23 protein-coding genes and 1 pseudogene are annotated in these 24,027 nt (G+C 61.4%); 11 read left to right on the top strand and 13 right to left on the bottom strand.

Annotated features, from left to right (window positions below; translation table 11 throughout):
• Positions 1 to 10 precede the first annotated feature (10 nt).
• From JHX87_RS02275 to JHX87_RS02290, 4 genes are all read left to right on the top strand, one after another.
• Positions 11 to 1,087 (top strand): DUF2793 domain-containing protein, encoded by a 1,077-nt coding sequence (locus JHX87_RS02275; RefSeq protein WP_093359542.1) that lies wholly within the window; start codon positions 11 to 13, stop codon positions 1,085 to 1,087.
• 19 nt (positions 1,088 to 1,106) lie between these two features.
• Positions 1,107 to 1,394, top strand: a complete 288-nt coding sequence (locus tag JHX87_RS02280) for a DUF6127 family protein (protein WP_075784372.1) — start codon at positions 1,107 to 1,109, stop codon at positions 1,392 to 1,394.
• Between the two features lie 75 nt (positions 1,395 to 1,469).
• A complete protein-coding gene (locus JHX87_RS02285; RefSeq protein WP_062563563.1) occupies positions 1,470 to 2,144 on the top strand; it encodes a YcbK family protein in 675 nt (224 codons plus the stop codon).
• Positions 2,144 to 2,398 (top strand): hypothetical protein, encoded by a 255-nt coding sequence (locus JHX87_RS02290; RefSeq protein ID WP_203561091.1) that lies wholly within the window; start codon positions 2,144 to 2,146, stop codon positions 2,396 to 2,398. Before JHX87_RS02285 ends, JHX87_RS02290 begins: the two co-directional genes overlap by 1 nt.
• Before the next feature lie 192 nt (positions 2,399 to 2,590).
• On the opposite strand, the gene JHX87_RS02295 is transcribed toward JHX87_RS02290, so the two are convergent.
• The 8 genes from JHX87_RS02295 to JHX87_RS02330 form a co-directional block, all read right to left on the bottom strand.
• Entirely contained in the window at positions 2,591 to 3,070 is a 480-nt protein-coding gene (locus JHX87_RS02295; protein ID WP_045685040.1) for a DUF411 domain-containing protein, read from the bottom strand.
• A gap of 39 nt (positions 3,071 to 3,109) precedes the next feature.
• A complete protein-coding gene (locus JHX87_RS02300; RefSeq protein ID WP_062563565.1) occupies positions 3,110 to 5,443 on the bottom strand; it encodes a heavy metal translocating P-type ATPase in 2,334 nt (777 codons plus the stop codon).
• Positions 5,444 to 5,510: 67 nt separating this feature from the next.
• Entirely contained in the window at positions 5,511 to 6,821 is a 1,311-nt protein-coding gene (locus tag JHX87_RS02305) for an APC family permease (RefSeq protein ID WP_045681289.1), read from the bottom strand.
• Positions 6,818 to 7,492 carry a TVP38/TMEM64 family protein gene (locus JHX87_RS02310; RefSeq protein ID WP_045681287.1) on the bottom strand — a complete coding sequence of 225 codons (675 nt, stop codon included), beginning with the start codon at positions 7,490 to 7,492 and terminating at the stop codon, positions 6,818 to 6,820. The genes JHX87_RS02305 and JHX87_RS02310 overlap by 4 nt, the downstream gene beginning before the upstream one ends.
• A 1-nt stretch (position 7,493) precedes the next feature.
• Positions 7,494 to 7,880 carry a DUF302 domain-containing protein gene (locus tag JHX87_RS02315; RefSeq protein WP_045681285.1) on the bottom strand — a complete coding sequence of 129 codons (387 nt, stop codon included), beginning with the start codon at positions 7,878 to 7,880 and terminating at the stop codon, positions 7,494 to 7,496.
• 16 nt (positions 7,881 to 7,896) lie between these two features.
• The gene (locus JHX87_RS02320) at positions 7,897 to 8,025 is read right to left on the bottom strand and encodes a hypothetical protein (RefSeq protein ID WP_264224588.1); all 129 of its coding nucleotides are present in this window, start codon (positions 8,023 to 8,025) and stop codon (positions 7,897 to 7,899) included.
• A 120-nt stretch (positions 8,026 to 8,145) separates the two neighbouring features.
• Positions 8,146 to 9,699 (bottom strand): multicopper oxidase family protein, encoded by a 1,554-nt coding sequence (locus tag JHX87_RS02325; protein WP_062563567.1) that lies wholly within the window; start codon positions 9,697 to 9,699, stop codon positions 8,146 to 8,148.
• A gap of 72 nt (positions 9,700 to 9,771) precedes the next feature.
• On the bottom strand, positions 9,772 to 10,170 hold the full coding sequence (locus JHX87_RS02330) for a hypothetical protein (protein WP_045681279.1): 399 nt from the start codon (positions 10,168 to 10,170) through the stop codon (positions 9,772 to 9,774).
• 108 nt (positions 10,171 to 10,278) lie between these two features.
• Between JHX87_RS02330 and JHX87_RS02335 the strand changes: the two genes are divergently transcribed.
• Positions 10,279 to 10,713, top strand: a complete 435-nt coding sequence (locus JHX87_RS02335) for a c-type cytochrome (protein ID WP_123193412.1) — start codon at positions 10,279 to 10,281, stop codon at positions 10,711 to 10,713.
• Positions 10,714 to 10,766: 53 nt separating this feature from the next.
• On the opposite strand, the gene JHX87_RS02340 is transcribed toward JHX87_RS02335, so the two are convergent.
• Positions 10,767 to 11,123, bottom strand: coding sequence for an ion channel (locus tag JHX87_RS02340; protein ID WP_208990406.1), 357 nt, complete (start codon positions 11,121 to 11,123; stop codon positions 10,767 to 10,769).
• Positions 11,124 to 11,263: 140 nt separating this feature from the next.
• On the bottom strand, positions 11,264 to 13,495 hold the full coding sequence (locus tag JHX87_RS02345; RefSeq protein WP_208997431.1) for a heavy metal translocating P-type ATPase: 2,232 nt from the start codon (positions 13,493 to 13,495) through the stop codon (positions 11,264 to 11,266).
• Positions 13,496 to 13,587: 92 nt separating this feature from the next.
• Between JHX87_RS02345 and JHX87_RS02350 the strand changes: the two genes are divergently transcribed.
• Both JHX87_RS02350 and JHX87_RS02355 read left to right on the top strand, forming a co-directional pair.
• Positions 13,588 to 14,028, top strand: a complete 441-nt coding sequence (locus tag JHX87_RS02350; protein WP_045681275.1) for a MerR family transcriptional regulator — start codon at positions 13,588 to 13,590, stop codon at positions 14,026 to 14,028.
• A complete protein-coding gene (locus tag JHX87_RS02355) occupies positions 14,025 to 14,366 on the top strand; it encodes a YnfA family protein (RefSeq protein ID WP_244304760.1) in 342 nt (113 codons plus the stop codon). Before JHX87_RS02350 ends, JHX87_RS02355 begins: the two co-directional genes overlap by 4 nt.
• 461 nt (positions 14,367 to 14,827) lie before the next feature.
• Here the strand turns inward: JHX87_RS02355 and JHX87_RS02360 are convergent, their stop codons facing one another.
• Entirely contained in the window at positions 14,828 to 15,304 is a 477-nt protein-coding gene (locus JHX87_RS02360; RefSeq protein ID WP_271886175.1) for a DUF4357 domain-containing protein, read from the bottom strand.
• A 241-nt stretch (positions 15,305 to 15,545) separates the two neighbouring features.
• Here JHX87_RS02360 and JHX87_RS02365 point away from each other — a divergent pair, with 241 nt between their 5' ends.
• The gene (locus JHX87_RS02365; RefSeq protein ID WP_271886403.1) at positions 15,546 to 16,361 is read left to right on the top strand and encodes a hypothetical protein; all 816 of its coding nucleotides are present in this window, start codon (positions 15,546 to 15,548) and stop codon (positions 16,359 to 16,361) included.
• Between the two features lie 335 nt (positions 16,362 to 16,696).
• Complete coding sequence (locus JHX87_RS02370) at positions 16,697 to 22,231, top strand: P-loop NTPase (RefSeq protein ID WP_271886177.1); 5,535 nt, start codon at positions 16,697 to 16,699, stop codon at positions 22,229 to 22,231.
• 15 nt (positions 22,232 to 22,246) lie between these two features.
• On the opposite strand, the gene JHX87_RS02375 is transcribed toward JHX87_RS02370, so the two are convergent.
• Both JHX87_RS02375 and JHX87_RS02380 read right to left on the bottom strand, forming a co-directional pair.
• Positions 22,247 to 22,708, bottom strand: a complete 462-nt coding sequence (locus JHX87_RS02375; protein ID WP_271886179.1) for a hypothetical protein — start codon at positions 22,706 to 22,708, stop codon at positions 22,247 to 22,249.
• 228 nt (positions 22,709 to 22,936) lie between these two features.
• Positions 22,937 to 23,281, bottom strand: a complete 345-nt coding sequence (locus tag JHX87_RS02380) for a hypothetical protein (protein ID WP_271886181.1) — start codon at positions 23,279 to 23,281, stop codon at positions 22,937 to 22,939.
• On the opposite strand from JHX87_RS02380, the pseudogene JHX87_RS18455 reads away from it, so the two are divergent.
• Positions 23,269 to 23,694: pseudogene (locus tag JHX87_RS18455) on the top strand (YcbK family protein); the annotation flags it as partial. The gene JHX87_RS02380 and the pseudogene JHX87_RS18455 overlap by 13 nt on opposite strands.
• Positions 23,695 to 23,729: 35 nt before the next feature.
• On the top strand, positions 23,730 to 23,984 hold the full coding sequence (locus JHX87_RS02395; protein WP_271886187.1) for a hypothetical protein: 255 nt from the start codon (positions 23,730 to 23,732) through the stop codon (positions 23,982 to 23,984).
• Positions 23,985 to 24,027 lie beyond the last annotated feature (43 nt).

Here is a 24,027-nt window from a genome sequence, read left to right on the forward strand (position 1 = left end):
AGGCCATCCCATGTCCGACGCCACGACCCATCTCCTGCTGCCCTACATCCTGGCGGCGCAGGCCCAGAAGCACGTCACCCACAACGAGGCGCTGCGGCTGCTCGACGGGCTCGTGCAGCTCTCCGTGCTCGACCGCGATCTGACAGCGCCGCCCGGCAGTCCCGCCGATGGCGATCGCTACATCGTCGCCTCGGGCGCGACGGGCGAATGGTCCGGATGGGACCTGAACGTCGCGCTCTGGACCGATGGCGCCTGGCTGCGACTTCCCCCGCGGATCGGCTGGCGCGCATGGGTCGAGGACGAGGGCCTGCTGCTGGTCTACGATGGCGCGGGCTGGCTCGGGACCACACCGGCGGCGCTGCAGAACATGGCGCTCCTCGGGGTTGGCACCACGGCGGATGCATCGAACCCGTTCTCGGCCAAGCTCAACGCCGCGCTCTGGACGGCGAGGACCGTGGCCGAGGGCGGCACCGGCGACCTGTTCTACACCATGAACAAGGAGGCGGCCGGCGACGATCTCGGTTTGACCCTCCAGACCGGCTTCGTGACCAAGGCGCTGGTGGGGCTGTTCGGGTCGGACCGCTTCCGGCTCGCGGTCTCCGCCGACGGCAGCACCTTCTTCGACGGGCTGAGCGTCGACAACGCCACCGGCATTGTCGATCAGCCCCGGCTGCCGCGGTTCAAGGCTTACACGAACTACGACAACTACGTCGGCGTCGGCACCTGGACCAAGATCGGCCTTAACAACACCGACTACAACGATCAGGGCGCGTTCGACGCCGTGAACAACCACTTCGTCGCCCCCGTGGACGGCACCTACCTCTTCGGCGCGACTCTGCTGTACAAGATCAACGCCAGCGCCACCGCCCGCATGCGCGGGCGGCTCGTCCTGAACGGCACGACCGAAATCCGCGGCTCCCTCGGCGAAATCTCCGCCACTCATGTCTCGCTCGCTACCGCGATCTGGCTTCAGACCATGGTGCCGCTGACGGCAGGCGATACCGTCGAGCTGCAGGGGTATTTCCGGGTCGCGGACGGCTACTTCGCCGCCGACCACACGTCCTTCTGGGGCTGCAAGGTCGGCTGAGCGGCGGAAGGAGGATCCGATGAACCCACCCCGATCCGAGGGCTTCGTGCGCATGCCCGACGCCGAGTTCGAGGCGATCTTGACCCGGGCGGCGGAGGAAGGCGCCAAGCGTGCGCTGGCCGATGTCGGCCTCGACGGCGACGAGGCCGCGCTCGACATCCGCGATCTGCGCTCCCTGGTCGACTGCATCCGGCTGGTCCGCCGCACCGCGATGCAGACCGCCGTCCGCATGATCACCACCGGCGTCATGCTGGCGCTGCTCGCGGGTATAGCGATCAAGCTGAAGATCTTCGGCGGCGGCCCGTAGCCGCTCAACACCCCCGTTCACCAGCCCAACCGCACCCGCCCTCGAGGCGGTTTTTTTTCGTTTCGGAGGACCCTCATGACCACGACCTTCCACCGCCATTGGCGTGATGTGCCGGAGAGCGCCTGGCGCTGGCCGAATTTCTCGCCCGCCGAGATTGCATGCCGGGGCACCGGCAAGCTGCTCGTGAACGAAACCGCGCTCGACAAGCTGCAGGCGCTGCGCGACCGGCTGGGCAAGCCGCTGATCGTCCGCTCCGCCTACCGCAGCCCAGAGCACAACCGTGCCGTGGGGGGCGCGGGCCGGTCGAAGCATCTCGACGGCGCCGCCTTCGACATCGCCATGGCGAACCACGATCCGGTGGCCTTCGAGGCTGCGGCGCGCGAGGTCGGATTCCTCGGCTTCGGCTTCTACCCGCGATCGGGGTTCATCCATGTCGATCTCGGGCCCGCGCGGCAGTGGGGCGAGCGGTTCCCGGTCCGGGCGACGGCATTTGCAGCCGAGACGCCGCCCGCGCGCGAGGTGCTGGCTGACAGCCGCACCATGAAGGGCGGCGGGGCAGCCGGTGTGGCGACGCTGGGCGCGGCGGGCGTCGAGGTGGCGCAGCAGGTGCTGGCCGAGACCCAGACCGCGATCTTGCCGCTTGTGCCGTATCTCGACACGTTGCGTTGGGTATTCATCGCCGTGGCGCTTGGCGGCATCGCGGTCACGATCTACGCGCGTCTCGATGACTGGCGCCGAGGGCAGCGGTGATGGCCCCGCTCCTGATCGGGTTCGCCGCCAGCCCATGGATGCGGGCCGCTTTGCGCTACGGCGCCATCATCCTCGCCCTGCTCCTGTTCCTGCTTTCGCTTCGGCGGTCCGGCGAGCGAGCGGGACGCCTCGCTGAACGCCTTCAGACCACGGAGAAAGCCAATGATGTCCAACGCCAGATGCTCGAGGCGACGGCTCGTCGTCCTAGGTCTCGCGACGAGCTTGCTGAGCGGCTGCGCAACGGTCGGTTCTGAGCCCGGCATCGCGACCGTCTGCCCGCCCGTGGTAGAGTACAGCCGCGAGTTCCAGGCGCGCGCAGCCGAGGAGCTCGCGCGGCTGCCGCACGGGTCGGCCATCGCCGAGATGCTGAGCGACTACGCCGTGATCCGGGATCAGGTCCGTATGTGTTCTCGCCCCTGATCAAGAGCCGAATTGGAGCCTCAAGGTCAGGCAGCAGCGTAGCTGGTAAAGACCTCGTTCGATCCGTCGCGCCGGATCAGAAACACGTCGTAGGCCTCGCGCTGGCTTTCCGGTCCCATCCCGGGCGAGCCGTAGGGCATGCCTGGCACTGCGAGGCCGACCGCGTCGGGGCGTTCCAGCAGGAGACGGCGAATGTCGGCAACAGGGACGTGACCCTCGATAATGTAACCATCCACACGACCCGTATGGCAGGAGACCATCTCCTGCGGGATGCCGTTGTCCAGCTTGTAGCGCATCAGAAGCGTCCCGGCGCTCGCCTCGGTCGTGACGGCGAAGCCGTCGTTCTCGAGGATCTCGATCCAGGCCGAGCAGCAGCCGCAGTTGGGGTCCTTCATCACGTGGATCGCCGGACCGGCGCCTTGCGCCAGAGCCCTCAAGGGCGACGCAGCCGCCAGCGCAGCTGTGCCGATCAGGAGCTTGCGGCGGGAAAACATGTCTTGGGTCATCTGATGTTCCTTTCGAGGTTGGATGTGTGGGCTGGCAGATCAGAGGTCGACCCGCCTGAGCCGCAGGGCGTTGGTGATCACCGAGACCGACGACAGGCTCATCGCCGCCGCCGCGATCATCGGCGAGAGCAGAAGTCCGGTGACAGGGTAAAGCAGCCCGGCGGCGATGGGGACGCCAAGCGCGTTGTAGGCGAAGGCGAAGAACAGGTTCTGCTTGATGTTCCGCAGGGTGGCGCGGGCGAGCTTGCGCGCCCGCACGATGCCCATCAGGTCGCCGCCCAGCAGGGTGATGCCTGCGCTTTCCATCGCAACATCGGCCCCGGTGCCCATGGCGATGCCGACATCGGCGGCGGCGAGCGCGGGGGCGTCGTTCACCCCGTCGCCCGCCATGGCGATCTTGTGGCCGTCGCGGCGCAACTGGTCGATCAGGTCCTTCTTGGCCTCGGGCAGGATGCCTGCGCGCACCTCGTCGATGCCGAGCTTGCCCGCCACCGCCTGCGCCGTGCGTTCGTTGTCGCCCGTCGCCATGATCACCCTTAGCCCTTGGGCATGAAGTTCCCGAATGGCCTGCGCGGTACTCTCCTTGATCGGGTCGGCGACCGCCACGATGCCGACGAGCGCGCCGTCAAGCGCGACGAACATCGCCGTCTTGCCCTCGGCGCGCAGGGTGTCGGCCTTTGACTCGGCCTGCGCGGTGTCGAGCCCCATCTCCCGCATCATCGCCGCGTTGCCTAGCGCCACCGCGCGCCCACCGACCCGGCCCTGTACGCCCTTGCCAGTGACGGCGTCGAAGTCCGTGGCCTCCTGACGCGGCGCACCCTGCGCCTCGGCTCCCTCGACAATCGCCTCAGCCAGCGGGTGTTCCGAGCCACGCTCCAGCGCTGCGGCCAGCGACAACAGGTCGGTCTCGGTGACGTCCCCGAGCGCAACCGTATCGGTCAGCTTCGGCTTGCCCATGGTCAGCGTGCCGGTCTTGTCGACGATGAGCGTATCGACTCCTGCCATTCGCTCCAGCGCCTCGGCGTCCTTGATCAGCACGCCCGCCTGTGCGCCGCGCCCCGCCGCCGTGGTGATGGAGATCGGTGTCGCCAGCCCCAGCGCGCAGGGGCAGGCGATGATGAGGACCGACACGGCCGAGGCGATTGCGAAGACCAGCGCGGGCTCCGGGCCGAAGATCAGCCAGACCACGAAGGCGACGATGGCGATGACCACCACCGTCGGCACGAATATCGCCGACACCCGGTCGGCCAGCCCCTGGATCGGCGCGCGGGACCGCCGCGCGTTCGACACCATCGCCACGATCTGCGCCAGCACGGTATCGGACCCGACCTTGCCTGCCTCCATGACCAGAGAGCCGTTCTTGTTGATCGTGGCGCCCGTCACCTCATCCCCCGGCCCCTTTTCCACCGGCATTGACTCGCCGGTCAGCATGCTTTCGTCCAGCGACGAGCGGCCCTCGATCACCGTGCCGTCGACCGGAATGGCGTCGCCGGGACGGACCCGCAGCCGGTCGCCCTCCATGATGTTCTCCAGCGGCGCATCGTATTCAGTGCCGTCCGGCAGGATGCGCCGCGCGGTCTTCGGCGCCAGATCCAGAAGCGCGCGGATCGCATCCCCGGTGCGTTCTCGCGCTCGGAGTTCCAGCACCTGGCCCACGAAGACCAACGCGACGATCACCACCGCCGCCTCGAAATAGGTGCCGACGCCGTGGCCCATCCGGTACTGTTCCGGAAACACCCCCGGCAGGAACGTCGCGACGAGCGAGTAAAGGTAGGCCGCCGCCACGCCGATGCTGATCAGCGTCCACATGTTTGGGCTGCGGTTCACAATGGAGTCCCAGCCGCGCCGGAAGAAAGGCAAGGCGGCCCAGAGGATGATCGGCGTTGCCAGCACGAACTCGAGATAACTTGCGGTCTGATGCCCGATCCAGTCGCGCACTGGCAGCGCGACCAGTTCACCCATCGTCAGGATGATGAGCGGCACCGCCGCCGCCGCCGAAATCCACATCCGACGCGTGAAGTCGGTCAGCTCCTCGCTGGGCTCATCCGACGGCACCATCGGTTCCAGCGCCATGCCGCAGATCGGGCAGGACCCCGGCGCATCGCGGACGATCTCGGGATGCATCGGACAGGTGTACTGGACGTTGGCCGGAGCAGCCTTCTTCTGTCCGGCGGCCCGGCCCGAGGCGTAGAACCACGGATCCGCCTTGAACTTCGACTGGCATTTCTCCGAACAGAAATGAAAGGTCTCTCCCTGGAACTCGGCGTGACGCCCGTCCGGCTTGACCGCGACCGTCATCCCGCAGACCGGGTCCTTTGCGGTATTCGCCCCCGCCGGAATGTCGGGCGCCGCGTGATGGTGATCGTGCTCCATAGTCTGCCAGCCTTTCGATCTCTTGTTTCAGCTTGCCGCTTCCAGCCGTTGGAAGCTCAAGCTCTTTTCAATGGTGGTCGTGAGCGCCTTCCAGGGCGGGATTCCGTGCGAGGAAGATTCCGACGAACAGGAACACCAGCGCCATGCCGATCGCACCCAGGACGACGATCAAGGGGTCGGACTGCCATTTCATCGCGGCGAAGGCGGCCAGCACCACGGCATCAAGTGCGATTGCCGTCAGCAACACCCAGCCCCGAGCGCCGATTTCTTCGCGCAGATGCCGGAACACGCCGAAATGGATGATCATGTCCATCACCAGATAGAAGAAGGCCCCGAGCGAGGCGATGCGGCTGAGGTCGAAGAAGACCGTCAGGAAGCCTGCGATCACGACGGTGTAGACGAGTGTGTGGTCCTTGATCGTGCCTGGCATCCCGAAATGGCTGTGCGGGATCATCTTCATGTCCGTCAGCATCGCCAGCATCCGCGAGACGGCAAACACGCTGGCGATCAGGCCCGAGGCAGTTGCCACCAGCGCAAGCGCCACCGTCAGGTAGAAGCCGGTTTGCCCGAGGGCTGGTTGGGCCGCTTCAGCCAGCGCGTAGTCCTTCGCCGCCACGATGCGATCGAGCGGCAGGCTGGAGCCGACCGCGAATGCGACCAGCAGGTAGACGACGACGCAGATGGCGATGGACAGGACTATGGCCCGGCCCACGTTCCGATGCGGATTGGTCACCTCGGCGCCGCTGTTGGTGATGGTCGTGAACCCCTTGAAGGCGAGAATGGACAGCGCGACCGACGCCACGAACCCACCCGCACGAAAATCTCCGCCCGACGCTTCGAACGAAATGCCGCTGGCCCACAGACCGGCCGCCCCGAACAGCGCAATGCCGCCCACCTTGAGAATGGCCATGATAATGGACAGCAGCCCGACCGACCGGTTGCCAGAGACGTTCACGAGATAGGCGAAGACGATCAGCCCCACGCCGAGGACCGGCACGAGAATGCTGTCCGGATCGCCGCCGAAGGCTCGCAGGGTGTAGGTTCCGAAGGTGCGAGCGACGAGGCTTTCGTTGATGACCATCGACAGCGCCATCAGGAGAGCTGCGCCCGCCGCGACCGTCGTCGGTCCGTAGGCTTTCTTCAGGATCATCCCGATGCCGCCCGCAGACGGGTATGCGTTCGACATCTTGATATAGGTGTAGGCGCTGAAGGCGGTCACGATGGCGCCGACCACGAACGAGAGCGGGAAGAGAGGCCCGGCGAGTTCGGCGATCTGGCCGGTCAGCGCGAAGATGCCCGCGCCGATCATCACGCCGGTGCCCATGGCTACCGCACCGGAAAGGGTGATGCTGTTCTTCTGGTACTCGCTTCCGGTCATGGATTTCCCTTTTCAGGCTTTTGCCGCATGGCTACCCAAAGCAGTGGCAGGCCCGTCAAGAGGCCGAGGCCAAGTACTGCCCATGTCGCCCGGCCCAGATCTCCGCTCACCGCCTCGCCGCCGAAATGGGCCAGCAGGAAGCTTGCCGGAATGATCCCCGCCAGTGTTGCCAAGGCGAAACGCCAGGCGTGCAATCGGCTCAGTCCGGCCGCGTAGCTGATCATGTCGAAGGACACGAAGGGCATCAGGCGGCTGGCAAGAACCGTCGCCGTCAACGCGTTCTGCGAGCCGAGCAGCCCGGCATCGACGCGGTCCCCGAACACCCGCCGCAGGACGTCATGCCCCAGAACCCGTGCGAGACCGAAGGCGATCAGCGCCCCGAGCTCGGCGCCGATGACGACCTGCACGGTCCCCCAGAGATGTCCGTAGGCCGCTCCGGCCGCCAGTGCGATGGGTGCACTCGGGATTGGGCTGGCCACGACCGCGATGGTCATAAGCGTGACGATCAGGACCGGCCCCCAGAGACCCGCACGCGCCACCAGCGTTTCCAGACGCTCGGGCTCCAGGAGGCTGCGCGCCTCGGCGAACACCGAAGGCGCGAACTGCCAGACAGCGAGCAGTCCGATGCCGAGGATCGCAAGGCCCGCGAGAATGGTGACGCGCAGGCTCATCTCAGACCGCCGCGACGGCCTTCGCCAGGAGGTCGCGCACCTCGCCCGCCACGGCCGTCAGTTCGGCGTTCTCAATCGCCTGCATCGACGCCACAGGATCGATGGCGCTGACTTCCACGCCACCGTCGACCTCGCGCAGGATGACGTTGCATGGCAGCATCGCACCGACGCGCGGTTCGATCCCGATGGCCTGATGCGCCATCTTGGGGTTGCAGGCGCCGAGGATGCGGTAGGCGGGCATCTCGACATCTAGCTTCTTCTTCATCGTCGCCTTGACGTCGATCTCGGTCAGGATGCCGAAGCCGTGGTCGGTGAGGGCCTTCCGCGCGCGAGCGTCGACGTCGTCGATACCGGCGTCGGGGAACATTCGATTGATCGTGTAGGTCATTGCCAACTCCTTTTTTCTATTTCCGAAGATACTTGATCAGCGCTGCTATGGCCAAAACCAGCAGCACGAGGATCAGCAGGCCGAAGAGCCAGCCAAACCCCATTCCGAAACCCATTCCGGGGCCCATGTCGTTCCAGTTCATCATCTCATCCTCCTGATTTTTACCCGCAGGGTGCGTCTTTTGGCCGGCCCTCACGACAACATGGGGCAGGACAGACCAGGATCGGTGCCGGGCGGGGCGCCATGTCCGGACGACCCGCTGGGATCAGACGGACGCCGTGACCGCGAATTCGGTCATCATCCCCGTCGTAAGGTGCGGCATGTGGTGGCAATGCAGCATCCATCGGGCGGCCTCACCGACATCGAGGGCGACATCGACCATCGACATCGGTGGCACGTGAACCGTGTCGCGTAGTGCACCGGCGACCCGACGCCCGTTCAGCCCGACGACCTGGAACACATGGCCGTGCAGATGCATCGGGTGCGCCATCATCGACATGTTGTGGAACGACAGCACGACCCGCTCACCGCTGCGTGCGGTGATCGGCTGGTGCTGGCCCCAGACTGCCCCGTTTATCGTCCAGACGTACGGCTGCATCGAACCGCCCAGCATCAGCATCTGGCTGCGGTCCACGGGTCGATCCGGCAGAGCGTCCAGCGCGATGAGGCGCGCCTCCTGCGCCAGATCGGTGTCGAACGCGGGCGCTTCGGCATCCGCCATTGCATCGAGACGCCGCACTTCGGCACCCTGCGTGGCGAGGATCAGGCCGGTGCGCTCGCGCGCGCCTTCGCGCAGGGCGAGGATCGGCCAGGCGCCGCCTTCGTGCGGCAGGTCGATCTCGATGTCCAGACGCTGGCCCATTGCCAGACCGAACCGCGTGCCGGCGAGAGGTTCGACCGCGTGCCCATCTACCGCGACCAGCCGCGCCTCGGCACCGCCGGTCTCGATCCAGAATACCGTCGCCGCAGCGGCGTTGATGACCCGAAGCCGGATACGGCCACCGCGCTCGACCTGGACCACCTCCGGGTCCGACAGGGTCCGGTCATTGGCGAGATAGGCGTCCCAGTCATAGTCGTTCAGGTCCATGGCCATGCCGCCCATCTGGCCGCCCATACCCATCATCCCGCCCATTCGGGGCATGTTGCCCATCGGCATGCCGCCCGTGGCGCCATGGCCCATGGCCCCGTGATCCATGCCCTGCATCGCCCCCATGCCTCCCATGGGAGCGCCCTGATCGGGCAATGCACCGGCACCATGGCCCGCGCCGTGCCCGCCGCCATGACCTGCGCCGATCTCGGCCAGAACCTCCTCGGGGGCCTTGAAGGAGAAGTCATGAAGGAACATCACGACGTCTTGCCGGTCGGCAGCAACGTCCTCGGCCGAGCGCACGATCAGCGGCGCGGCGAGCAGCTGCATCTCCTGGGTGGGCACATGGCTGTGCATCCAGTGCGTGCCGGGCCGTGCCTCGAAGTCGTAGGATCGGGTTTCACCCGGTGCGAGGAGGGGCATCGGCATGTCCGGCACACCGTCCTGCGCGTTGGGCGGGATCTGTCCGTGCCAGTGGATGATGGTACCGACGTCCAGGTCGTTGGTCAGATCGACCCGGAACCTCTGGCCGGGGTCGAGGATCAGTCCCTGACCGCCGGGGCCGGCAAGCCCGAAGACCGTGGCAGCGCGACCGTCGATGTCGAGCGTGCGCGTCGCAGCGGAGAGGCTGATCGGCGCCACCCCTTGCGCGAAGGCGATGCGGGGCAAGTGTGCAGCGCCAATGGCGGCCGCACTTGCGGCAAGAAAGCCGCGTCGAGAAAGCATGTTCATGGTCGTCTCCTCGGGACTTCCGTCCCGTTCATCAATACCGATGGGGCGCCTCGGGCGTCTGCCCGGGCGCGCTCAGAGGAGACGGAGCTTGGGAGGTCGTTCGTTCAGTCCCGGCGCACGGCTGACGTGGATTGCCGCGGACGGGACGTCATGACTGGCGGCGCCGTAGGCGTGCCCGGCTTCCTCGCCTGCCGACGTCAGGAAGGCAGAGAGGCCTGCGCATACGAACTCGCACATCTCGGCATCGGCCGATCCACAGTGCTCTCCAGCGTCACAGTCGAAGCCCGAAATGACCGGAGAGTGCATCATGTCGGCGACATGCATCGCGTGATCCACACCGGAATTCATGCTCATGCGTGTCGCATGCGCGGAGGTCACCGTCGTCACCACGGTGATCGCGAGTATGGCAAGCATGGTGACGACACGTTCGAGCATGCTGCAAAGATAGGCATTGCTCACGAGAATGTCCATTGTCGCAGGCGCCTCGCCGCTGGCACAACGTGGTCTCGACCAAACGCGAATGTTATTCCGCAGTGATCGGCGATAGACGTCTTGAAAAAAGCTCTCCGAAATACTGTCGTGATCGGTCTGGTCGTCGGAGGTGTGATCCTCGCGGTCTTTGCTGGCTGGCGTTATGCCGGTACCGCATCCACCGCCGTGGCGTCGGCGGACATCATCGCGCAAGGACGCCAGATCTATGCGGATCAGTGCGCCGCCTGCCACGGCGCGGAACTGGAGGGCCAGCCGGGCTGGCGCTCGCCGCTTCCGTCCGGCCGGTTGCCGGCGCCACCCCACGACGCCAGCGGCCACACCTGGCACCATCCTGACGATGTCCTGTTCCGCATCGTTAGGGAAGGCACCGCCGCCGTGGTCGGCGGCGGATACGAGAGCGACATGCCCGGCTTCGCAGACGTGCTGAGCGACGCGGACATCCGCGCCGTTCTCGACTACATCAAGAGCACATGGCCAGAGCGCGAGCGCCGATACCAAGAGAGGGTGTCGGAGGCAAACTGACATTCCCCATGGTCGTCGGCTGCTACTCGCGCCAGGCCAGTTCGCAGACCGAGTTAGAGGAACGTCGCCGACCAGGTCAGCACCATGAAGCCGCCGAGCGACTGCATCATGTTGACCATCCGTATCGGCCCGGTTGCCTCGATCTGCGTGTACCCGAGCGTGGCGAAGTTGACGCCGGAGAAGTAGATCAGGCCGCTCCAGCATGGGTCGTAGCTGCCGTCGAAGCCTCCCACGCCCCAGCCCTGCAGCGCCCTGTAGACTGCGGCGAAAGCCAGGATTTCAATCGTGTGGAGCGCGAGCAGCCCGACGAACGCCACCATGATCGCCGCCTGCGGTCTCTCTTTCGAGTTCGGCTTCACGCCCCGGACGGCCAATAGCCCCGTAGTGGTGCGCGACCAGATGGCGGCCACCAGCGCGAAACCGAGCAGAAGCCCGATTCCAGTTGCAGCATGTTGAGCACTCGCGGCGGAACAGTACCCCGAGGTTTATGTTCTCAGCGCTCGGCCCTGCGGCATGGCAGCGGAACCATCGCCCTGCCGATGATCTGATCTCAGGCCTCACGTTCCGGATCAAACGCAAGAAGCCGCAGCGCGTTCAGTGTGACGAGCACCGTCGCGCCGGTATCTGCAAGGATCGCGATCCACAGCCCGGTAATGCCGAGGATCGTCGTCACCAGAAACACCGCCTTAAGGCCGAGCGCGATCGCCACATTTTGCCTGATGTTCGCCATGGCTGCGCGAGCAAGGCGAATCTTGCCGGCCACATCGGTCACGCGATTGCGCAGGATCGCGGCGTCGGCGGTTTCAAGCGCGACGTCCGTTCCGGAGCCCATGGCAACTCCGATGTGGGCGGTGGCGAGCGCAGGGGCATCGTTGATGCCGTCGCCCACCATCATCACGCGGTCTCTGGCGGTCATCTCACGGATCGCGGCGACCTTGCCTTCGGGCATCAATTCGGCGCGATGGTCAATGCCCAGCCCAGCGGAAATGGCTGCTGCCGTGCGCCGGTTGTCGCCGGTCAGCATCACAGACGCGATGCCAAGCGCCTTGAGTTGCTGCACCGCGCGGGCGGCATCCTCTCGGGGTTCGTCCCGGAGCGCTACGAGTCCGACCAACTGGCTCCGGCGGAAGACCGCGACGACTGTCTTGCCTTCATCTTCCATGCCGACCACCGCCCGGAGCGCGTGGTCGTCCAACACACCGCGCTCCCCGGCGAACCGTGGAGAGCCCACCCAGGCGGTTTCACCCTCAACGACTGCTTCGGCCCCTTTGCCCGGAAGCGCTTTGGCGGCGGTCGCGGCCAGGAACGGCGCTCCCGCAGCTTCCGCGCGGGACAGGATCGCCTCCGCCAGAGGATGGCTCGACCCCGCTTCGACGGCGGCAGCCAGCGCCAGCACCTCTGTCTCCGATCCCGAGATCGGCACCACGTCCGTGACGCGCGGCCGTCCGTGGGTCAGGGTTCCGGTCTTGTCGAATGCGACATGCGTGGTGGCCGCCGCGGCCTCGATCACGGCGCCTCCTTTCATCAGCAGCCCGCGACGCGCGCCTGAAGAAAGCGCAGAGGCGATGGAAGCCGGTACCGAGATCACCAGCGCGCAGGGGCATCCGATCAGGAGAAGCGCGAGCGCCCGGTAGATCCACGTATCCCAGCCTTGCCCGAACGCAAGGGGCGGGACGATGGCCACCAGCACCGCAACTCCGACGACGGCCGGCATGTAGATGCGGCTGAAACGGTCGATGAAGCGCTCGGTCGGGGCCCGGGCGCTTTCCGCTTCCTCGACCAGCCGGATGATACGGGCAATGGTGTTGTCCTCGGCCGACTTGGTGACCCGAACACGCAGCGCCGCCTCGGAATTGATGGAGCCGGCAAAGACGGAGGCACCGGGTTCCTTCAGCTTCGGCACACTCTCGCCCGTGACGGCGCTCTCATCGACGCCCGAGGTGCCCTCGATAACTTCGCCATCTGCCGGGACCCGGTCTCCCGGGCGCACCAGAACGATCTGGTCCACCTGCAGCTGGTCGGCTGGTATCACCCGAGTCCGGCCGCCGATCTCCAGGATCGCGGTCTTCGGTACCAGACGAGCGAGCGCCCGGATCCCGTCGCGGGCCTTGTTCGCCGCAACACCTTCGAGAACCTCCCCGACGGCGAAGAGGAAGACGACGAGCGCCGCTTCCTCGGCGGCGTCGATGACGAGCGCGCCGCTGGCGGCGATTGTCATCAGCATCTCGATCGTGAACGGCATCCCCGCTCTGGCGGACGCGACGGCGCGGCGTGCGATAGGGGCGACACCAATGAGCGTCGCGAGGATGAATGCCCACGTTGCCACATCCTGGGAGGCGAGCAGTTTCACGGCCCATGCCGCCGCGAGGAGGAGACCGGTGCCGATCACCAGTCTGCCCTTCGCGGTCTGATACCAACGCGAACCGGGCCCGGGACCGCTCTCGGGCCCTGTCGATCCAGCGTTGGGCTCGAGTCCTGCGGCATCTCGCGAGCCGTCCGCACGGGACGCTTGCTCATCGTCCGGCAGCACGAAGCCTTTCCGATCGGGGCTCGATCCTTTCGCCGCGATCCCGTAGCCGAGCCGCTTGACGATTGCTTCGATCTGGTTGCGAGGGGTCTGCCCTTCATCCAGAGTCAGCCGAAGCCGCTCGGTCATTAGCGCCACATCGACGTCGCTCACGCCAGGCAGGCGTTCGACCGCACCCCGGACCTTGCCGGCGCACGACGCACAGTCCATCCCGGAAACCGTCCATTCGTAGGTTGCACTGTCGTTCGCCGTCATCACGCCCTTCCAACCCGCCCAGCGGGCAACATTGTATTTGCTGAGTCGGGAACCTAAGGTCTCTAGTAGCTATAGCTTCAAGAGGAAATCTGATGCTCACCATCGGAAAATTGGGCGAAGCGGCCGGCGTGAAGGTTCCGACGATCCGCTACTACGAGCAGATCGGGCTCCTGCCGGAGCCAGATCGCAGTGCCGGGAACCAGCGGCTCTATGGGCAGTCGGCACTGGATCGGCTAGCCTTCATCCGCCATGCGCGGGAGCTCGGTTTTCCGCTGGACGCTATCCGAGACCTTCTGAGTCTCTCTGACAGACCCGATCAATCCTGCGCAGCCGCCGATGTCATCGCCAGGGCGCAGCTGGCCGAGGTTGAAAGCCGCCTTGCGCGCCTGACTGCGCTGAAAGGCGAACTTGAGCGCATGGTCGTGCAATGTGCAGGCGGTCGGATTGCCGATTGCCGGGTCATTGAAGTTCTGGGCGACCATTCGCTATGCGCAACCGATCACCAGCATCCGGAGAGCGAGGCGGCATCGTGAAAGCACCCGGCACCCTCGCCATCTACATCGGTGCCGCTCTGGCCGAGATTGCGGGCTGCTTTGCGGTCTGGGCATGGATGCGGCAAGGCGCGAGCGCGCTCTGGCTGGTCCCCGGCCTCCTGAGCCTGGCCGTCTTCGCTTGGCTCCTGACCCTTGCCCCCTCCGATTTTGCGGGGCGGGCCTACGCAGCTTATGGCGGGGTCTATATCGCAGCCTCGCTCCTCTGGCTGTGGCTCATCGAGAAGCAGCGCCCGGACACTTGGGACCTGACAGGTGCCGCAATCTGCCTCGCCGGTGCGGCCGTCATCCTGTTGGCGCCGAGGGCGGCTGGTGGATGATCGGGGGTGCTCTCCAAGATCAAGGCAGCCGACTGCCGCTCATCGTTGCCGACATCACGATAGAGCCAACCTTTGCGGACGGACTCCCGCTCTTCCAGCGTAGCAGCTGTGCGCATCAAATAAAATCAATGACTTATACTGGAGAAGGTTGGACGTCAGACCCATCCCCTCCGCCACTTGCCCCTGCGAAAGCGTCCTCCCGATCCGGCTGCGGCCGGATTTTTCCGTTGTTTTCGAGGGTTGTGCGGGATGGGCTGAGCACTGCCCCTGCTGCCAAGAGGCCCGGAAGCGGTCTCTGAGGGCCGATATTCTCCGGACCTGATGACTGCGCCGTTAAGGTGAATTTCTTGCAAGTAACTGAAAGAGTATAACTTTTTGAGAGCGCCCGCTAAGCAGTTCGACGTGGGTGGCGTTCAGCGAGATGGAACAGAAATCCAACTTGCTACCGCCTTTAAGCGGCCTCACTGCGAGGCGCAGTCTGATATGCCCTGAGAGGCTTCCCAGTCCGCGTAGTTGCGCCCGTCCGGGAGCTTCCACAGGATCCGGCCATTAGCGCTCGCACCAATGACGGCCGCAGCCGCGGCAGAGGCAGACGTGAAGCTGTAGGCGCTTGTGAAGACAAGAAAATCGCCTTCCTCGCGGAGGACGCCCTTCTCAACAAGGGTGTTCCGGAGCGTGACCGTCCCCCTCGGTATCGTTCGCGTCGTCCGGACCCTTGCCCTCGAACCTGCTGTGACGACGAAATCCCCGGAGGGCCCAATCTCCATCTCTGCCGCGAAGCCGTCGCCTCGGAAGAAGAACCGAGGGCTTTCATGGATTTCAGCCTCTGGCAGTTCTCGCCCTGCGATCTGCTCCTGCGCACGACCGCGGACTTCTCGGAAGAGATCCCAGCCGAGGGCTCCAACCAGCGTTTTTGTCTGATCCACGAACTCGTCCATGGCTGCGCGGTCGGGGAGTGGTAGCTTGACCTGGCCGGCCAGTTTCAACAAGGCCGCGCCAGCCAACGACGCCAGCTTCGCCTTCAAGACCAACTGGTCGGCCCGGGCGCTGATCGGACTTCTGGGCAGCGACGATTTCAGCTTCAAGGTCAGCCCGGACGGGTCGGCCTTCTACGAGGCGATCCGCATCGACCGCTCTACGGGCCGGGTCGAGATGCCCGAACCCGTGGTGCTCCCGGCTATGAGCGCCGTTCCCGCGCCGCCGCCAACCGGCAAGCTCGCCCTCTATGCCTGCGACCGCGCCGGGGCCGGATGGCTCGACGTCCAGCGTCCCTCGGGGCGGTTCTTCCCGCTGCAGCCGCATTTCGGGGTGAACCGCATCGCGACCTGGGCGCCGTCCACCGGCACCACGGTCAACACCAACGGCATGCCACGCACCGCCGTCGGCACCGTCTCCACGCCGACGCTCGCCACCACCAACCTTTCGACCTCAATGCGCCGCTGGCGCGTGACCAGCGCCGCCACCGCCGATGCGGCGGCAGAGGAGCGGTCGGCGGGCTGGGTCTGTTGGCGCGGAAATGCGGACGGGTTGGGCGGCTTCACCTATGTGAACCGGCTTTCGCTCGTCACCCTGCAGGCGACCGGCATGGGCTTCTTCGGCCTCTACGGGTCGACGGCGGCGCTGGCCACGACGCTGACCCTCTCGGCCGTGGTCAACTGCATTGGCATCGGCTTCCAGCGCGGCACCCACACAAACTGGCAACTGGTCCAGAACGACGCCTCGGGCGCGCCGACGCTCAGCGATCTCGGGGCGAGTTTCCCTGTCGCGAGCACGACGAACGTCCTGACCCTCACGCTCTTCGCCGCCCCGAACAGCAGCGAGATCGGCGTCCGGGTGGTCGAGGAGGTCAGCGGGGCGGTGGTCGAGACCATGCTCGACACGGACATTCCTGCCGCGACGCAACTCATGAGCCCGCGCAACTTCATGAGCAACGGCGCGACGGCGGCGGCGGTCGCATACGATTGCTCGGGGGTGTATGTGGAGACGGACTACTGACCAATCATTCGGTTCTGTTCCACGTTCAAGGAGCGGAACGGAAGTCCAAGGTTTAGTCGCCAGAATCGCCGCGCCCAATTCTCACACGCTATCGCCATCTTGCTACAGCCCATAGTGCCGATGACGGAGGGCCACACGGACCCACCGGCGCGGTATCCCTCGACCGCAGATGACGACTTCGTCACCAACCACGCGTCGTTCTGGCGCTATGGGCTGGGCTGACAACCCGAGAAAATTGCTTGCCGAAGCCATGCATCGAGTGCTGTATTGTCTACATAGGTTACGGACGTGGGTCGACCGCCTCCCAACGAAGTAAACGTACAGGGACAGACTTCTTGATTTCAATCGAAGGGCTTGAGGCGAACGATCCAAGGCGGGTGTCCATAGAGGAAGCACTCGACCAATGGATTGCGGGCGCAGATGTTCACCTCGACGCAATTCCTGGCGGCTTTTCCGGTTCCGCAGTTTTTAAACTCGATGTCCGAAAGGCGCCAAAAGACACTATAAAAAGTGGTGTATATATCCTCAAGATTAGCGAAGCCCCCAAGTACCAGGATCAAAAGCCAGAGCAAAGTTCTCATGAGGTCGCCTACAACAGAGCGCCGGCATTTTCTGAAGAGCATATTCCACAACTAAGGTATAGTTACCGCTCTGAGCGGGATAGTCACTATGACGTAATGGTATTCGATATTGCAGGTCGTAGTTTGAATCGATACACGGCATCAGTGGGGAAACACGCCAACTTAATTTTCGATAACGCTGATGGAATTGTCAGCAATCTATTGTCCGCGTGGGCAGACGAAGAATTTCAACCCAGATCGAGTGCACATGAAGTGCTCAAGAATGCCTGCGGCTATCGCTCTGACCATACTAAAGCCTCGGAACTCCACGATTTCATAAATAGTTTTTGTGGCGGCGAGATATTTCCGATGGCGGGCGAGATACTAGTCAATCCGCTTCACTTCCTCGATTTGCTTTCGCAGAATGACAAGGAGTCCCTTTCCCCCCTTACTGGACTCAGTCATGGCGATCTTCATGGCGGAAACATTCTTTTTCACCGCTTCAATCCTGAATCCAATCCTTACTTTATCATTGATTTCGCGCTCTCATCGGAGAATCTGGTTGGATTTGATCTAGCATACCTCGAACTGTCATTTGCGTTATCATTCCTCGGCGCCAATGGGGCTTCACCGCTCATCGCTGTCCTAAATGCGCTCGATCCGGACAATACGACCGCAGTCGTTCCACCCAATGCAATGTGGATCGAGAAGCTATTCACAAAACTTAGGCTGCCACTTGAAACGTTTTTATCAAGCCGCTTCCCGGCAAGACAAGATGACTTCGAGAAGCAGATTCTTCTTTCACGTGTGGCCGCTGGCATCAACTGGGCCAACAAGCCAATTGATCGCTCGTTGAAGATTTCTGCATTAGCTTACGCCGGTTGGGCGGCCCGTCGCTATCTGGAAGTGTTCCTAGATGAAGAATGGGCCCGTCTATCACGCCTTGAACTAAGTGAGAGTGAGTCAAATTCATCTTCCGATGCACTGTGGCAGCAGTTGTTTCGCGAAGCCGGAAGTTTCACTCAGTCAGATGGCCTGTTTGTCCTTGTGACAGAAGGTCAGCACCCGGATCCTCACCTGAAGGCGCTTGGTCATCTGCCATGGTCAGCTGTCATAGACCTGGACCCAAATTCTGACGAAAACGGACTTTATCGGTTTAGCTCTGACGTGTTGGCAGCGAAGCGCAGTCTTCATCTCTTTACCTCAAATATCCCTGAATTTGATCCCCGAAGGTCGACCGCATGGATGCTTGCGGCGGGGTGGTCGACAAGAAAGGAGTTCTTTCCAGACTTCCACAAGTGGCGATGGGATCGCTTGCCAATAGTTCGACAGCTTGTGAAAAAAATTGCAGAAAAAACAAACCCAACCCCAATATACTGTCTTATTCTCCCAGGCCTCACACTCGATAAAAATAATCCATCTTCGAGAATCGAAAGCATAATTCGAGACATCGATGAGGCAACGAGAGGTCGAGCAAAGATATTCGTGCTCGGCGGAAGGGCAATCAACGAGTCGGCGACAAACCTTTTCACGGTTCCGCTTTCGGTAGGAGATTTTGTAAGGCACGCCGCAAACACCTTTGGCACTACGGTTGAAGCGGAAGGATGCAAGATTCCAGGGCCATCTGGTGAGTATCGGACTGTGCTGCCGGAGAAGATCCGAGCGCTCGAAGAGAACTTATCAGTACTACACTCAGAAGTTCTGAAAGACTTTTTGTCAGACGCAGACAATTCTTCTTCATCCGATTTCTGGCGTGGACGCCCCCCGACGTGGGAAGAAATCTCCGCGGATGTCGACATTAGGCGCGACGCTAATGAAGCCTTAATAAGTGAATGTCGAAAGTGGCTGTCATCTCATCGAAATCACACCATCGTAGTTGAACATCAACCCGGCTCCGGTGCAACAACTTTGGCGATGCGAGTGGCTTGGGAACTTCATTATGAGCACCCAACCGCATACGTTGAATCTTTTTCTCCTAGTCTTGGAGAGAGGATCAGGGAGCTATTTTTAATTTCTGAGCGACCAGTATTTGTTGTTGCCGATAGTTCCGTACTTACGGAAAGCAACCGCGAGGATGTTCAGAGATATTTGGCACAGAACAACTGTCGTGCAGTGTTGCTATATTTGCGGCGATCGTTCTTTCCATCTAAGAAGCGATCCTTCGAGATCATAGAGGGCCTCACTCCGAGAGAGGTGAAAAAATTTAAGTCAACCTATATGTCACTGACGGAAGATTCTCGAAAAAGGGAGCAAATCTCAAAAGTATCGACCAATGAAACTCTGAAGAAGTATCGTTTGCCATTCTTCTACGGATTGATAGCGTTTGAACGAGATTTCTTGGGGGTCGATAGTTATGTAAAACACCATATTGCCGGCGCCAGCCGAGATATTCGACGAGTGCTGGAGCACATCGCCGTGGTTACGATATTTTCGAACGGTACCATTCCAGAGAGCATAATATACTCGATTTCGGGTGTTGAACCGGATTCGAATCTGGAACTGAGGGATCTATTCGGTGATGGTGTCGCCAACCTTATATTGAGCTATGGTGGTGGCGTTCGGATAATGCACCAAATACTGGCCGAAGAGGTTCTAGAGCACTTTCGTCTGGGCCTCCAGGATGATTGGCGTCTGGATCTGAAGTCCTACTCTATCGATCTGATATCTGACTTGGTTAAGGCCGCGGGACCCTCTGCCTGTGTGGACCTTTTTCGACAGTTGTTCATCGACCGGTCGGGTTCAACCGATGGCGTGGAGGACAGAGAGGACTTCGCCCCAATCATTGAAAACCTTGATGCTATCGACGTCTCGCTCGGGCATTCTGTTCTACAGCACTTGTGCGACAACTGTCCAGACGAGTCACATTTTTGGAGCCACCTAGGCCGGCATCAAGTGTATCGCATGCGCCGTGACTTCGAAAAAGCAGAGGAGTACCTTCACCGTGCGATTTCACTCAGTAGCAATGATGCAGTTCACTACCATACGCTTGGTCTGATTATCCGTTCGCGTCTGCGGCATAACCTTAAATCTCTACCAAGAGTTAGTTCGCTGGATGATGTCTTTCAGGCGTTGGACCCACTTTATTCGGAAGCTGAGAGTGCATTCCAAGAGGCGCGGAGGCTTAGTCCGGATAACGTCTATGGCTACATAACAAACATCCAGTTGATTACCGCTTCAATTGCGCGTCTCAAGGTGGCGGCGGCGGTTGAATCGGTATCCATGATTTCCTCTGAATCTTCAGAGGTGGCTCTGTGGTTAGAAGAGAAGTTGTCAGAGGCAGAGGAGTTGTTGCGCGGCGCTACAAATCTCTACTCCACGCTTGAGCCCACAAATGACTACCTTGTCGAATGCGAAGCTGAGCTCGATCGCCTCTACGGAGACCTTGATGGTGTGGTCGAGAGATGGGAGTTGGCCAACGCAAGTGGAAAGGGCGCGAATACGCGTTCAAGGAACGCCTTGGCGAATGCGTATCTTGTTCGTGGAGAGAGAAAATGGAGCAATCTTTCAGCTTCGGAGAAGAGGAGAATAGCTGAACTGTCGGCTACGAATTTGCGTGAGGCTGGCAGGCGATCAGATGATTATTCACTTTGGTTTCACGCATTCTCGGGACTTCCTGAATTTGACTTCGACGAGGCAGTATCTCAAATAACGTTGTGGTCAAGGCGATTCCCATCCTGGGAAGCGCATTATTTTCTTTATATTCTCCATTTTTTGTTGTGGTTTGGTCAAAGGACTAATGATCTTGATTCCTATCGAGAGAGCCTTCGTCGATGCCAGGAATTGAGTTTTGCGAGAAAGTCGAGGTCGCCGGTTTGGTTTGGGCGAAGCGGCTCAGAGTGTCGCATCGTGTCGGAACTCGACTTAGGTGGATGGGATAGGGGCCACAATTTTTTTAGTAATGAGGAGCCGCTAATAAGGATAAACGGAGTCATTGACAGTATAAATGGACCAACCTCCGGGACGATAGTCATAGATGGAAAGTTTTCGGTCTTCTTTTCTCCAGGAAGAGACTATGCCCAGTATCGAAGTCTGAACGAGCGTGTAAACTTCTACTTGGGTTTCAGCCCGACTGGTCCAAGAGCTTGGCGGATTGAGACCGGGTTCGTAGAAGGCGGCAACCGGTCGAAAGAACCCGTTGCTGCTGAAGGATCTGTATTGGTGGACCCCTCCGATGAGGAGGCATCAAGAGATACTCAATTGGAGGTAGTCAGCAAGCTCAATTTTGATCGGATCTTGCGTTTTGCTCTTGAGTTTTCACAAGCCAAGGCGAGATTAGGTGCGCGGGTTGAACTAGAGAGCCTTCTTGAGCGTCTGGATGCAGTTCATAGAATGGGTGCTTTGTTCAGTCAGTCGATTGATGTGGCAACCCTTTTGGAAGGCCTCAAGAGCTACGGAGTATCGAATTACAAGGGCCAAGATGGCAGGATCATCCTGAATGTGAGTTTCGAGAATTCCGAAACTGACACTGTTTCTGTTGCGGTAAGCGAAAAGCGAATTTTTGGAAAGGTTACGCACGTTCCGGATGGAGAACGATATGGCTTCATTCAGGATAGGGACGAAAACGAGTACTTTTTTCACTTCAACTCAGTATTGCCGGCATTTCGCAGAGAAATTCACGGGGAAGGTGAAATCGTCTCTTTTGTTCCTGCGTTAGGTGAAAAGGGTCCGACGGCACAGGGCATAACGTTGCACAAGGAAACTGTTGTATCGTCGAGTGGTTGCATTTCCGCGGATCGTTTCTCAGACGCGTTTTGTGAATATGTCTTTGAGCGCATCGACGATTCCGGTGGCGTTGCGATCGATTTGGGTCAGCTGATCGACACGGCCAAAGCAGAGTTTTTGTCAACGCGACCGCTTGAGCAGCTACTTTCAACGAAGTCTCTGGGTTCATTCATAAATGGTATTGAGGGGATTGCGGTTTTTGGTCGGCCTCCGAACCTTTTGGTCGGAAGATCACACCATCCGTTTATCGGGCGTTTGCCCGCTGACGATGGTCGTGCCGATGCGGATCGGCCGGGGTCGAAGAGTGCCGGAGAGGGGAAGGTCGCTCTTAACAAGTCCAGTTTCAAGGCTTGGCTGTCGGATGAACTCTCAGAGGAACCTGCTGCGTCGGAGGGGATGCCGTTCACCTCCCTGGGTACTCGGGCGAAGGCGCACTTCGTGGTGAAGGGAAAAGTCCCGCAATCGCTCGGTTTCACGAGCTATGCCGAAATGATATCCGCTTTGGGAGGCTTCCGGATAGAGGGCCCTGACCATCAACAGCGCGTGTTTCGTGATCCGGATAGTTCAATAACGCCCGATTCTAACTAAGTAATTTTCTGAATACTATATCAGATCCAATATTAGCCAAATTAATACAGCGAGAGATATGATTGCCATCAACCATGAAAGAGTGCTCCAGATACTGTGAATCCTTAATCCTTCAACTAGACGGTAACGGTCCTTCCCGCGATCTATTTCATCGGCCTTTCCCATTAATTCTTCGAGGCTCGGAATTCCGAATTCCTTGTCAATTTCGGACCGAAGAACCCTATATCGCTCATAACGCCTCTTGAATGCGAGATAGAACTTGAGTGATGTCACGGAAACGAATAAATTCAATACTGTCGCTATGCCGGCCAGCAGCACATCAAAGCTCGTTGTGCTCACGTCGGAATATATTGCGGCAAGGATTGCGCCCGTAGCGACAAAGCTTAAACCGAGAAGGCGTTCACGCTGGTTCTCGTAGCGCCGCGCCTCTTCGTGCTCGATCTTGGCAAATTCTAATAGTATATCGCTTCTATTCATGTGTATGGCCCATCTCGTTGATATGCGCTATGTGTTTACGATACGGGACTTTCAGAGAAAGTGGGGGCGTGAGTCCAACATATCCTTTCAAGGCGTGGATTCCTCCATCCTGATTTTCTCTTGCGTTCGACGATTTCCTGTGCGGCATTGCCCTTTACGTAGCGAATGAAGTTAAGACAATCGGTTCTCATGTGTGAGATGCCCGACGCACGACCGACGGTAGACACTCTAGTTTGAACGCACAAGTCGTCTCTCAGAAGAGCTCGGTGCTACTGTCGCTCGCCTCAGAGCCAGAGAAGGTTTGACGTCAGGCCCATCATCGATGATCGCGGCTGTGTCTTCGGCAGGCGCACGGGCGTCGAGTGTGCCGCGCGTCACCGAAGCACCGTTCGCCTCCAACTCCGCCATGATCGCGGTCATGCCGGGGAAAGCCTTGGCGTCATCCTCCGACACGAGCGCCCAGAAATTTGCGCCTGCGACCGGGGCCACGAGCGAAGCATCCCACTGACCCGCGACACAGAACGTGCCGGCGAAGAGATCCGGGTGCGCGATGTTAAGCGCGATGGAGGTCATGCAGCCACCCGACTGCCCGGTCGTGTAGAGGCGGTTCGCGTCCAGGCCAGGCGTTGCGCGACCTGCTGGGCAAGACGCTGATCGTCCGTTCTGCCTATCGCAGTCCCGAACACAACCGCTCCGTCGGCGGCGCAACCCGCTCCAAGCACCTCGACGGCGCCGCCTTGGACATCGCCATGGCGAACCACGACCCGGTGGCGTTCGAGGCGGCGGCGCGCGAGGTCGGGTTCCTCGGCTTCGGCTTCTAACCGCGATCAGGGTTCATGCACATCGACCTCGGCCCTGCACGGCAGTGGGGCAAGCGCTTCCCGATCCGGGCCATGGCCTTCGCGGCGGAGACGCCGCCCGCCCGTGAAGTGCTGGCCGACAGTCGCACCAAGAAGGGCGGCGGTGCGGCTGGTGTGGCGACGCTGTGTGGCGGAACGCCTCGACACCAGGGAGAAAGCCAATGAAGTTCAGAGAAGGATGCTGGAGGCGGCGGCTCACCGTCCTCGTAATCGCGACGAACTTGTTGACCGGTTGCGTGACGGCAGGTTTTGAAGCTGGCGGCGTGGCAGCGTGTCCGCCAGTCGTGGAATACAGCAGGGAGTTTCAGGCCCGGGCGGCCGAGGAGATGGCGATGCTGCCTGACTTGTCTGCTCTCGTCGAGATGTTGGGTGACTACGCGGTGACGCGCGAGCAGGCACGAGCCTGCCGCGGATAGCGGGTCAATGTTCTGGACATCGCGCATGGGCGTAGAACGACGG

Origin of the sequence: Paracoccus fistulariae, assembly GCF_028553785.1 — a bacterium.
Taxonomy (GTDB): Bacteria; Pseudomonadota; Alphaproteobacteria; order Rhodobacterales; family Rhodobacteraceae; genus Paracoccus; species Paracoccus fistulariae.

Excerpts from the sequence above, each read along its gene's own strand:
- JHX87_RS02275 (WP_093359542.1), top strand. The coding sequence starts at position 11 with ATGTCCGACGCCACGACCCATCTCCTGCTGCCCTACATCCTGGCGGCG.
- JHX87_RS02280 (WP_075784372.1), top strand. The coding sequence starts at position 1,107 with ATGAACCCACCCCGATCCGAGGGCTTCGTGCGCATGCCCGACGCCGAG.
- JHX87_RS02285 (WP_062563563.1), top strand. The coding sequence starts at position 1,470 with ATGACCACGACCTTCCACCGCCATTGGCGTGATGTGCCGGAGAGCGCC.
- JHX87_RS02290 (WP_203561091.1), top strand. The coding sequence starts at position 2,144 with ATGGCCCCGCTCCTGATCGGGTTCGCCGCCAGCCCATGGATGCGGGCC.
- JHX87_RS02295 (WP_045685040.1), bottom strand. The coding sequence starts at position 3,070 with ATGACCCAAGACATGTTTTCCCGCCGCAAGCTCCTGATCGGCACAGCT.
- JHX87_RS02300 (WP_062563565.1), bottom strand. The coding sequence starts at position 5,443 with ATGGAGCACGATCACCATCACGCGGCGCCCGACATTCCGGCGGGGGCG.
- JHX87_RS02305 (WP_045681289.1), bottom strand. The coding sequence starts at position 6,821 with ATGACCGGAAGCGAGTACCAGAAGAACAGCATCACCCTTTCCGGTGCG.
- JHX87_RS02310 (WP_045681287.1), bottom strand. The coding sequence starts at position 7,492 with ATGAGCCTGCGCGTCACCATTCTCGCGGGCCTTGCGATCCTCGGCATC.
- JHX87_RS02315 (WP_045681285.1), bottom strand. The coding sequence starts at position 7,880 with ATGACCTACACGATCAATCGAATGTTCCCCGACGCCGGTATCGACGAC.
- JHX87_RS02320 (WP_264224588.1), bottom strand. The coding sequence starts at position 8,025 with ATGATGAACTGGAACGACATGGGCCCCGGAATGGGTTTCGGAATGGGG.
- JHX87_RS02325 (WP_062563567.1), bottom strand. The coding sequence starts at position 9,699 with ATGAACATGCTTTCTCGACGCGGCTTTCTTGCCGCAAGTGCGGCCGCC.
- JHX87_RS02330 (WP_045681279.1), bottom strand. The coding sequence starts at position 10,170 with ATGGACATTCTCGTGAGCAATGCCTATCTTTGCAGCATGCTCGAACGT.
- JHX87_RS02345 (WP_208997431.1), bottom strand. The coding sequence starts at position 13,495 with ATGACGGCGAACGACAGTGCAACCTACGAATGGACGGTTTCCGGGATG.
- JHX87_RS02350 (WP_045681275.1), top strand. The coding sequence starts at position 13,588 with ATGCTCACCATCGGAAAATTGGGCGAAGCGGCCGGCGTGAAGGTTCCG.
- JHX87_RS02360 (WP_271886175.1), bottom strand. The coding sequence starts at position 15,304 with ATGGACGAGTTCGTGGATCAGACAAAAACGCTGGTTGGAGCCCTCGGC.
- JHX87_RS02365 (WP_271886403.1), top strand. The coding sequence starts at position 15,546 with ATGAGCGCCGTTCCCGCGCCGCCGCCAACCGGCAAGCTCGCCCTCTAT.
- JHX87_RS02375 (WP_271886179.1), bottom strand. The coding sequence starts at position 22,708 with ATGAATAGAAGCGATATACTATTAGAATTTGCCAAGATCGAGCACGAA.
- JHX87_RS02380 (WP_271886181.1), bottom strand. The coding sequence starts at position 23,281 with ATGACCTCCATCGCGCTTAACATCGCGCACCCGGATCTCTTCGCCGGC.
- JHX87_RS02395 (WP_271886187.1), top strand. The coding sequence starts at position 23,730 with ATGAAGTTCAGAGAAGGATGCTGGAGGCGGCGGCTCACCGTCCTCGTA.